Below are 9,409 nucleotides of genomic sequence, written 5' to 3'. Positions count from 1 at the left end.
GCGCGGCCTGGACCGCGCGGCGCTGGCGCGGCGCAGCCTGGCGCTGGGCCAGGGCGCGGAGCTGGAGTTCGAGAGCAGCACGGCCTGGGCGCCGAACAGCAGCGCCGACGGGTTGCCGCTGGCGCTCGGCCCGCTGGCCTTCGGGCGGCTGCGCTGGCCTGGTGGGGCGCGCGCCGTGCTGCGGCTGCGCGCCGAGGCGCCCGCCCGGCCGAATGCCGCCGGCCATCTGGCGCTGGCCGGCTTCGTCCCTGAGGGCAGCGCCGGCTGGCGGGTGCTCGGCGTGGCGCAGCAGCCGGCGGATCCGCTGACCCTGCGCCTTGACCTCCAGCAGGGCGAGGCGCGTTTCCTGCTGCGCCGCCGCTGCTTCTCCTCCGGCTTCGACGCGCTGCGCACCGAGGACCAGCTGACCTGGGCGATGCGGCTGCGCGGCGTCGAGCTGGAGGCGGCGCCGGGCTGAGCCGGCGCCCCGCCCGGCTCAGCGCAGCATCGGGCAATTGCCTTCCGACAGCGGGCGGAAGGCCTCCTCCGCCGCGACGGTGCCGCTCAGCTTGTAATAGTCCCAGGCGCCGCGGCTCTCCTGCGGCGCCTTCACCTCGAACAGGTAGGAGGGGTGGATCTTGCGGCCATCGGCGCGCACCTGGCCGGCGCCGAAGCAGTCATCATCGGTCGGCATCGCCTTCATCCGCTCGACCACGGCGCGGCCGCTGGCGCGCGCCGCCGGGGCGCCGAGATCGGCCACCGCCTTCAGATAGTGCAGGCAGGCGGCGTAGGTGCCGGCCTGCTCCTGGTTGGGCCAGTTGGTCGGGGTCTTGGGGCGGATGCGGGTGTTGAAGGCGCGGGTGCGGTCGTTCAGGTCCCAGTAATAGGCCTCGGCCAGCAGCAGGCCCTGGGCGGTGTCGAGGCCGAGCGCATGGATGTCGGTGACGAACATCGGCGTGCCCGCCAGCTTCACGCCGCGCCGCGCCACGCCGAATTCGCGCGCCTGCTTGATGCAGTTCACCATGTCGGTGCCGGCCATCAGCAGCCCGACCACCTTGGCGCGGCTGGATTGCGCCTGCACCAGGTAGGAGGCGAAATCGGTGGTGCCGGGGAAGGGAAAGCGCGCGCTGCCCATCACCTTGCCGCCGGCGCCCTCGACGAAGCGGGTCAGGTCGCGCTCCATCTGGTGGCCGAAAGCGTAGTCGGCGACGATGAAGTACCAGGAATCGCCGCCATTGCGCACGGTGGCCTTGCCCACGGCGTTGGCCAGCATCCAGGTGTCGGCGGTCCAGTGGATGGTGTTGGGCGAGCAGCGCTCCCCGGTCAGCGCCGCGCTCAGCGCGCCGCTGTTCATCTGCACCTTGTCCTTCTCCTGCACGAGGCCCGCGACGGCGAAGGCGATGGCCGAGTTGTTCACCTCGGTGATCATGTCGACGCCGTCCTGGTCGATCCAGCGGCGGGCGAGCGCGAGCGCGACATCCGGCTTGTTCTGGTGGTCGCCCTGCAGGACTTCCACGCGGATGCCGCGCTCGGCCAGGCCCAGATCCTCCACCGCCTGGCGGGCGCAGGCCAGCGCCGTCGGCCCCGAGGTGTCGCGGTAGGGGCCGGAGAAATCGGCCAGCACGCCGATGCGGATGGGGGCGGCGGCCTGGGCGCGGGCGGGGCGGGGGGCGATGGCGGGCAGCGGGGCGAGCAGCGTCGCCCCGCCGGCCAGCAGCTGCCGGCGGCGGATCTCGGTCATTCCTGGACTCCTCCTGGGCGGCGCTGTCGGCCGCCTTGCGCCGGCAGTGTGGCGGCGATGCCGGCGGGGCGACAAGGCGGATTCCGTGATCACAGCCCGGCTCGGGGTGCTGGATCATCCCTCCGCTTCGTGCCAGTCTCATCACCAGAGCCGATCCATCGGCCGGATAGACGAGGGAAACGTGCGATGACGACAGCGAATCCCGCGCCCCAGGGCGCGGTGGGGCGGCGTGGCCTCATGCTCGGTGGCCTGGCGGCGGGCAGCCTGGTGCTGGCCGGGCGCAGCGGCGCCGCGCAGGCCCAGGCGGCGAAGCCCGCCGAGATCAAGGTGGGCATCGCCACCTATCTCTCCGGCCCGGCCAGCGTGTTCGGCGTGCCCGGCCGCCAGGCGGCGGAGATGTTGTTCGACGAGCTGAACGAGGCGGGTGGCATCGGCGGCGTGCGCATCCGCCCGGTCTTCGTCGATGAGGGCCCGGGCGTCGACCATTTCGTCGGCGAGTATCGCCGGCTGGTGCAGAGCGAGAATGTGGCGATCATCTTCGCCGGCATCTCCTCGGCCGACTGCCTGGCCTGCGCGCCGCTGGCCGACGAGCTGCGTCGCCCGACGCTGCTGTGGGATTGCGGCACGCAGCGCATCTTCGAGGATGGGCGCTACGACTATGCCTATCGCACCCAGGCGAACGCGACGCCGGAGGTGCTGGCCTCCCTGCTCTACCTGCTGAAGACCAAGCCGGATTTCCGCAGCCTGGCGGTGGTGAACCAGGACTATGCCTGGGGCCGCGATTCCTGGGACATCTTCCGCACCGCGCTGAACACGCTGAAGCCCGGCGTGCGCATCGCCGCCGAGCTGTTCCCGCGCTTCGGTGCCACCGATTTCTCGACCGAGGTGACGCGGCTCCTCGCGCTGCGGCCGGATGTGGTGTTCTCCACCTCCTGGGGCGGCGACCTGGACGGGCTGATCCGCCAATCCTCCGACCGGAGGCTGTTCGAGCGCAGCACCTTCGTGCTGCCGCTGGCCGAATCCTCGCTGGAGCGCGTGGGCCGCGCCCTGCCCGCCGGCCACATCATCGGCGCGCGCGGCGACCATTGGTTCCTGCACCCGAACCCGAAGGACCCGGCGCTGCTGGCGCGCTTCACCGAGAACTACCGCAAGCGCTTCAACGCCTGGCCGATCTACTCGACGCACCACATGGCGCAGGCGGTGTTCGCCATGAAGGCCGCCTATGAGAAGGCGATCGCCGCCAAGGGCGGCGGCTGGCCGAACGATGCCGAGCTGGCGGCGGCCTTCAAGGGGCTGGAGTTCCCCTCGCTCACCGGCAGCATCCGCATCCGCGAGGATGGCCAGGGGCTGGAGGACCAGCTGATCGGCACCACGGTGCAGACCGACAAGTATCCCTTCCCGGTGATGACCGACATGGTGGTGTTCCCGGCCGCCAGCGTCACCACCCCGGTCGGGCAGAAGAGCCTGGACTGGCTGAAGACGCTGACGCCCGCGGTGCTGGAGAGCATGCCGCAGCCCGTCGCGCACCGGCCCTGAGCCAGCGGGATGGGAGCCTGGCTTTCCGACAACGGGCTGCTGCTCGGCCTCGCCACGCTGGACGGGCTGTCCTACGCGGCGGCGGTGTTCATGGTGGCGGTGGGGCTGAACCTGGTGTTCGGCGTGCTGCGCGTGCTGAACGTCGCGCATGGCAGCCTCTATGCCATTGGCGGCTACGCGGCGGCGTCGCTCGGCCTGTTCCTGGCGGCGAGCGGCGCGCCCGCCTGGGTCAGCCTGCCGGCGCTGCTGGTGGCGGCGCTGCTGGTGGGCGCCATCCTCGGCCCGCCGATCGAGCGGCTGCTGCGGCGGACGCAGGACCATGAGCCGGTGCTGCAGCTGCTGGTCACCTTCGCGCTGTTCATGATCCTGGAGGATCTGCAGAAGCTGCTCTGGGGCGTGCAGCCGGTGGTGTCCGACACGCCGGTGAAGCTGCTCGGCACGGTGGACATCCCGTTCGGCGCCGATGTCATCCCGTTCAACGCCTATCAGCTCTATGTCCTGCCGGGCATCGCGCTGCTGACGCTGGCGGGGCTGGCCTGGTTCCTGCGGCGGACGCTGTCGGGGCGGATGATCGTCGCCGTCACCGCCGACCGGGAGGCGGCGCGGGCGCTGGGCATCGACGCGGCGAAGGTGACGCTGCTCACCTTCACCGCCGGCGCCGCGCTGGCGGCCTTGGGCGGGGCGCTGGCCTCGCCCACCGTCTCGCTTGTCCCTGGCGTCGGCGCGCAGACCATCGTGCTGTCCTTCGCCGTGGTGGCGACGGCGGGGCTGGGGCAGATCGAGGGCGCGGCGATCGCCGCCATCCTGATCGGCCTGGGCCGCTCGATCGCCGTGTATTTCGAGCCGGAGCTGGAGGTGGTGGTGCCCTACCTGATCATGGTGGCGGTGCTGCTGGTGCGGCCGCAGGGCCTGTTCGGCGTGACCGAAACCCGCCGCATATGACCTTGCTTGCCCTGTGCTCCCGCCGGCCGCCAGCGGCGGCCGGCCCCGACAGACAAAAGATGAGGGGGCCTGGGGGAGAATTCATTCTCCCCCAGCCTCCGGAGGGCCGTTCATGACCCGCCTCCAGGAGCTGCTGCTGGCCTTGCTGGCCGCGGCGCTGATCCTGTTCGTCGCCTGGTCCGTCCCCTGGCTGCGCTTCGTGCTGACCATCGCCCTGGCCAAGGGCCTGGCGGTGCTGGGCATCCTGCTGCTGCTGCGTGCCGGCCAGGTCAGCTTCGGCCATGCGCTCTACCTGGCCTTCGCCGCCTATGCCGTGGCCTTCCTCTCCACCCTGGTCCCCGAGGCGCTGGTCCTGCTGCCCATCGCGGCCATCGGCGCGGCGCTGCTCGGCCTGGTGGTCGGGTTGTTCGTCTCCCGCTACCGGGAGATCTTCTTCGGCATGCTCAATCTGGCGCTGAGCATGGTGTTCTATTCGGTGCTGGAGAAGTTCTACAGCCTGACGCATGGCACCGATGGCATCCGCCTCCCCCCGCTGCGCTTCGCCGGCCAGTCGCTGACGCCGGAGGCGCAGGGCTGGGTGGTGCTGGTCCTCGCCTTGGTGCTGTCGCTCGGCTTCGGCGCCCTGGTGCGGGTCTATCTCGCCTCGCCGATGGGGCAGGCGCTGTCCGGCATCAAGACGCGGGAGGCGCGGCTGGAATTCATGGGGGTCTCGGCCAGGCGGGTACTGCTCTCGGCCTATGTGCTGGCGGCGCTGATGGCCGGCTGCGGCGGCGCTGTCATCGCGATGACCAGCCGCCACGTCACCCCGGCGCTGGCCTACTGGACCGCCTCGGGCGAGCTGGTGTTCATCGCCATCCTGGGCGGCGCCGGCAGCGTGTTCGGCCCCTTCCTCGGCGCGGTGGCCTATGAGCTGACCCGCGTCTACGCCGCCGCCCTGGTGGCCGATGCCTGGCAGATGATCCTGGGCGGGGTGCTGCTGCTGGTGATCCTGTTCGCGCCGGGCGGCCTCTGGGGCCTCGGCCGCGCCGCGCTGGCGAAGCGGAGGGCGGCATGAGCGTGCTGCTCTCGGCGCAGGGGCTGCGCCTGGCCTTCGGCGGCGTGCGCGCCGCCGACGGCATCGACCTGGAGGTGATGGAGGGCGAGTTCCTCGCCATCATCGGCCCGAACGGGGCCGGCAAGACCACCTTCATCAACATGACCACCGGCTATCTGCGGCCGCAGGCGGGGGCGATCACCTATCGCGGGCAGAACCTGATCGGCCTGTCGCCGCGGCGCATCGTGCAGCTCGGCGTCGCGCGTTCCTTCCAGCTCCCCCAGCTCTTCACCGAGCACACGGTGCTGGAGAACGCGGCGCTGGCGATCGCGGCGCGGGACGGCATCTGGTCGCCCTTCGCGCCGCTGCTGCGCCCGGCAATCCGCGAGGAGGCGCATGAGCTGCTGGCGCGCTTCGGCCTCGACCACCTGGCCGAGCGGCGCGGCGACGCGCTGAACGAGGGGGCGCGCAAGCTGGCCGACATCGCCATGGCGGTGGCGCTGCGGCCGCGCCTGCTGCTGATGGACGAGCCCACCAGCGGCGTCGCCGCCGCCGACAAGATGGCGGTGGTGGAGACGCTGGTGCGGGTGCTGCGCGAGGCCGGCGTCACCGCCGTCTTCGTCGAGCACGACATGGAGGTGGTCTCCCGCTTCGCCGACCGGGTGGCGGTGTGGAGCCAGGGGCAGATCATGGCGCTGGGCCCGCCGGCCGAGGTGCTGGCCGATCCCCGGGTGCAGCGCGACGTCATCGGCATCCTGCCGCAGGAGGTGGGCCATGCTCCGGCTTGAAGGGGTTTCCGTCGACATCGCCGGCGCCTCGGTGCTGCGCGGCGTCTCGCTGGTGGTGCCGGCGGGCGGGCGGGTGGCGCTGATCGGCCGCAACGGCGCCGGCAAGACGACGACCTTGCGCGCGCTGATGGGGCTGCTGCCGCTGCGCGGCGGCCGCATCGCGGTGGACGGGCAGGATTGCGCCGCCATCCCGGCGCATCACCGCACGCGGCTCGGCCTCGGCTACGCGCCGGAGGAGCGCCGCCTGTTCGGCAGCTTCACCGTGCAGGAGAACCTGCTGCTGCCGGCCGAGGTGCTGGGCCTGCCGCGCGCCGAGCTGCAGCGCCGGCTGGAGGCGGTCTACGCGCTGCTGCCGGAGCTGCGCGGCTTCGCCCCGCGCAAGGCGGCGGGGCTGTCCGGCGGCCAGGGCAAGATGGTGGCGCTGGGCCGGGCGCTGATGGTGGGCAGCCGCGCCGTGCTGCTGGACGAGCCGTTCCAGGGCCTCGCCCCCGCCTTGGCGCTGCGCTACGCCGAGGCGCTGGCGCGGCTGCGCGAGGCGCTGCCGGAGCTCGCCATCCTGATCACCGAGAGCAGCCCGGACCTGCTGCGCCCGCTGGTCGACAGCACCTATGTGATCGAGCGCGGCGAGATCGCCGCCGCCTGACCCGCCGCCGCTCCCTCCCCTCCTGGCGGCGGGAGGGGGCGGCACGGCCCAGCCCGTGATTTGTCACCGCGCTCGCGGCGGCGTTATAAGCGGCCCTTCCGGCCGCCGCGCCAACCTCCGTCGCGAAGGACCACGCGCCGCCATGACCGGCCTGTCGCGCCGCACGCTCTGGCTGCTGGCCCTGCTGCTCTGGGCGTTCTGCTCGCTGGGGGCGGGCTATGCCGGGCTGCGCCATATCCGCCATGTCGAGGCCGAGGCCAAGGCCGGCGCCCTGGCGCGGGCCGAGACCGCCTCGCGCGCCGTCGAGCAGATGCTGCTGCGCAGCTTCGAGGCGATCGAGGGGCTGCAGGACCTGGCCGAGGCGCGGCAGCGCCTGGCGGCGCTCGGCCACGCCAATGCCGCCGCGGCGCTGGAGGAGCAGCTGATCGGCACGGTGCGCCAGGCCCGCTTCGGCGTGCGCCAGGTGGCGGTGATCGACGCGCAGGGCATGCTGGCCTGGTCCTCCCTGCCCGGCTGGCAGCCGGTGGCGCTGGCCGACCGCGCGCATTTCCAGGTCCCGCGCGAGGGCGAGCGCCGCCCCTATATCAGCGCGCCGCTGGTCGGCCGCGCCTCCGGCCAGGTCAGCGTGCAGGTGGCGCGCCGCATCGAGGATTCAGCCGGCGGCTTCGCCGGTGTCGTGGTGGTCTCGCTCGACCCCGGCCCGCTGGCCGGGGCGCTGAAGGAATTGCAACTCGGCGAGGGGCGGCGCATCCGCGTGCTGCGGCGCGACGGGGTGATCCTGGCCGAGAGCGGCGGCGGCGACACGCTGGGCACCGCCCTGCCGCCCGACGACCCGCTGCGCCGCGCGCTCGCCGAGGCGCCGAGCGGCCATGCCGAGATCGCGACGCCCGAGGGCATGCGGCTGGTCGGCTACCAGAGCCTCTCCGCCGTGCCGCTGGTGGTCGAGCTGTCGCTGGATGCCGAGGCGGAGATGGCCTCGCTCGGCTTCGTCGGCCCCTCCATCGCCGCCGCCGTCGCCGCGGTCAGCCTGCTGCTGCTGGCGGCGCTGGCGCTGTCGCTGCTCTGGCTGGAGCGGCTGCGCACCCAGCGCGCCCTGCTGCGCGCCGAGAGCGAGCGGGAGCACGCGCTGGAGCGGCTGGCGCATGCCCAGCGCATGGAATCGCTCGGCCGGCTGGCCGGCGGCATCGCGCATGATTTCAACAACGTGCTGCAGGCGGCGCTGGGCGGTGCCAAGCTGATCGAGCGGCGCAGCACCGAGGCCGGCATCCGCCGTCTGGCCGGCATGGTGATCCAGGCCGGGGAGCGCGGCGCCTCGGTGACGCAGCGCCTGCTGGCCTATGCCCGGCGCGGCCAGCTGCGCGCCGAGCCGGTGCCGCTGGCCCCCCTGCTGGAGGGGCTGCGGGAGGTGCTGGACCACACGCTCGGCGCCAGTGTCGAGGTGCGGCTGGCCATCGCCCCCGGCCTGCCGCCGGCCCAGGCCGATCGCGGCCAGCTGGAGGCGGTGCTGATCAACCTCGCCGTCAATGCGCGCGACGCGATCCGCCCGCTCGGCCGGGGCAGCGTGGTGCTGGGCGCGGTGCTGGAGGAGGTGCCGCCTCCCCCGCCCGGCGCCGAGTGCCTGGCCCCCGGCCGCTATCTGCGCATCGACGTCACCGACACCGGCACGGGGATGGACGCGGCGACGCTGGCGCGGGCCACCGAGCCCTTCTTCACCACCAAGCCGAAGGAGGAGGGCACCGGCCTTGGCCTCGCCATGGCGATCGGCTTCGCCGAGCAGTCGGGCGGCGCGCTGGCGATCGAGAGCAGCCCTGGCAAGGGCACGCGCGTCCGCCTCTGGCTGCCCGAGGCGGTGCCGGAGGAGCTGCTGCCCGACGGGTGCGACGACACCCTGCCGGCGCTGCCGCAGGGCACCCGCGTGCTGCTGGTCGAGGATGAGGCGGTGGTGCGCACCCTGCTGGCCGAGGCGATGCGCGACCGTGGCCTGTCCGTCACCGAGGCCGAGGGCGGCGAGGCGGCGCTGGCGCAGCAGGCCCAGGCACCCTTCTTCGACCTGGTGGTGAGCGACCTGGCCATGCCGGGGCTGGACGGGCTGGCGCTGATCCACCGGCTGCGCGAGCGCCAGGCCCGGCTGCCCGCCCTGCTGCTGACCGGCCACCTGGCCGAGGCCGACCCGCAGGCGCTGCGCCAGGCCGCCGCCGAGGGGCCGTTCCTGATGCTGCACAAGCCGGTGGCGCCGGAGCAGGTGATCGCCGGCACCGCCGCCCTGCTGTCTTCCCTGTTGCGGCAGGAAGGCTGAGTTTCCGGCGGCGGTTGCCGCCGGCCCCCGCCGCGCCTAAGCAGCGCCGCGATGCGTCATCTGCCCATCCATCTCGATCTGCGCGGCCGCACGGCGCTGCTGCTGGGCGGCGGCGCGGCGCTGGCCACGCGCGCCAGCCTGCTGGAACAGGCCGGGGCCGTGCTGCGCCATGTCGAGGCGCTGGCGCCGGACAGCCTGGACGGCGTCGCCCTGGCCTGCGCCGGGGAGGCGCCGGAGGCCGCGCTGCAAGCCCTGGCCGCCACCTGTCGCGCGCGCGGCCTGCCCTTGCAGGTGCTCGGCCGGCCGGAGCTGAGCGACCATTATCTCCCCGCCATCATCGACCGCGACCCGGTGACCCTCTCGATCGGCACCGGCGGCGCCGCGCCGGTGCTGGCGCGGCTGCTGCGCCAGCGGGTGGAGGCGGCGCTGGCCCCCGGACTCGGCGCCATGG

General features: G+C 73.3%; 9 protein-coding genes. 8 read left to right on the top strand and 1 reads right to left on the bottom strand.

Annotated elements, in window-relative coordinates; all coding sequences use genetic code 11:
* The coding region (locus HMPREF0731_RS16675; protein WP_007005348.1) for a hypothetical protein at positions 1-457 on the top strand (457 nt) is incomplete at its 5' end.
* A gap of 18 nt (positions 458-475) precedes the next feature.
* Here HMPREF0731_RS16675 and HMPREF0731_RS16670 read toward each other — a convergent pair.
* A complete protein-coding gene (locus HMPREF0731_RS16670; protein WP_007005347.1) occupies positions 476-1,720 on the bottom strand; it encodes an ABC transporter substrate-binding protein in 1,245 nt (414 codons plus the stop codon).
* A 186-nt stretch (positions 1,721-1,906) separates the two neighbouring features.
* On the opposite strand from HMPREF0731_RS16670, the gene HMPREF0731_RS16665 reads away from it, so the two are divergent.
* The 7 genes from HMPREF0731_RS16665 to HMPREF0731_RS26505 form a co-directional block, all read left to right on the top strand.
* Entirely contained in the window at positions 1,907-3,256 is a 1,350-nt protein-coding gene (locus HMPREF0731_RS16665) for an ABC transporter substrate-binding protein (RefSeq protein WP_157136187.1), read from the top strand.
* Positions 3,257-3,265: 9 nt separating this feature from the next.
* Positions 3,266-4,198 (top strand): branched-chain amino acid ABC transporter permease, encoded by a 933-nt coding sequence (locus HMPREF0731_RS16660; protein WP_007005345.1) that lies wholly within the window; start codon positions 3,266-3,268, stop codon positions 4,196-4,198.
* 112 nt (positions 4,199-4,310) lie between these two features.
* The gene (locus HMPREF0731_RS16655; protein WP_007005344.1) at positions 4,311-5,252 is read left to right on the top strand and encodes a branched-chain amino acid ABC transporter permease; all 942 of its coding nucleotides are present in this window, start codon (positions 4,311-4,313) and stop codon (positions 5,250-5,252) included.
* Entirely contained in the window at positions 5,249-6,019 is a 771-nt protein-coding gene (locus tag HMPREF0731_RS16650) for an ABC transporter ATP-binding protein (protein ID WP_007005343.1), read from the top strand. The genes HMPREF0731_RS16655 and HMPREF0731_RS16650 overlap by 4 nt, the downstream gene beginning before the upstream one ends.
* On the top strand, positions 6,006-6,662 hold the full coding sequence (locus HMPREF0731_RS16645) for an ABC transporter ATP-binding protein (protein ID WP_007005342.1): 657 nt from the start codon (positions 6,006-6,008) through the stop codon (positions 6,660-6,662). Before HMPREF0731_RS16650 ends, HMPREF0731_RS16645 begins: the two co-directional genes overlap by 14 nt.
* 142 nt (positions 6,663-6,804) lie before the next feature.
* Entirely contained in the window at positions 6,805-8,958 is a 2,154-nt protein-coding gene (locus tag HMPREF0731_RS23305) for a hybrid sensor histidine kinase/response regulator (protein ID WP_007005341.1), read from the top strand.
* 51 nt (positions 8,959-9,009) lie between these two features.
* A partial coding sequence (locus HMPREF0731_RS26505; RefSeq protein WP_007005340.1) for a precorrin-2 dehydrogenase/sirohydrochlorin ferrochelatase family protein occupies positions 9,010-9,409 on the top strand: 400 nt, incomplete at its 3' end.

Source organism: Pseudoroseomonas cervicalis ATCC 49957, from assembly GCF_000164635.1.
Classification (GTDB): domain Bacteria; phylum Pseudomonadota; class Alphaproteobacteria; order Acetobacterales; family Acetobacteraceae; genus Pseudoroseomonas; species Pseudoroseomonas cervicalis.
Note: the sequence above shows the minus strand (reverse complement) of the source record. Positions and strands in the feature narration are given on the sequence as shown.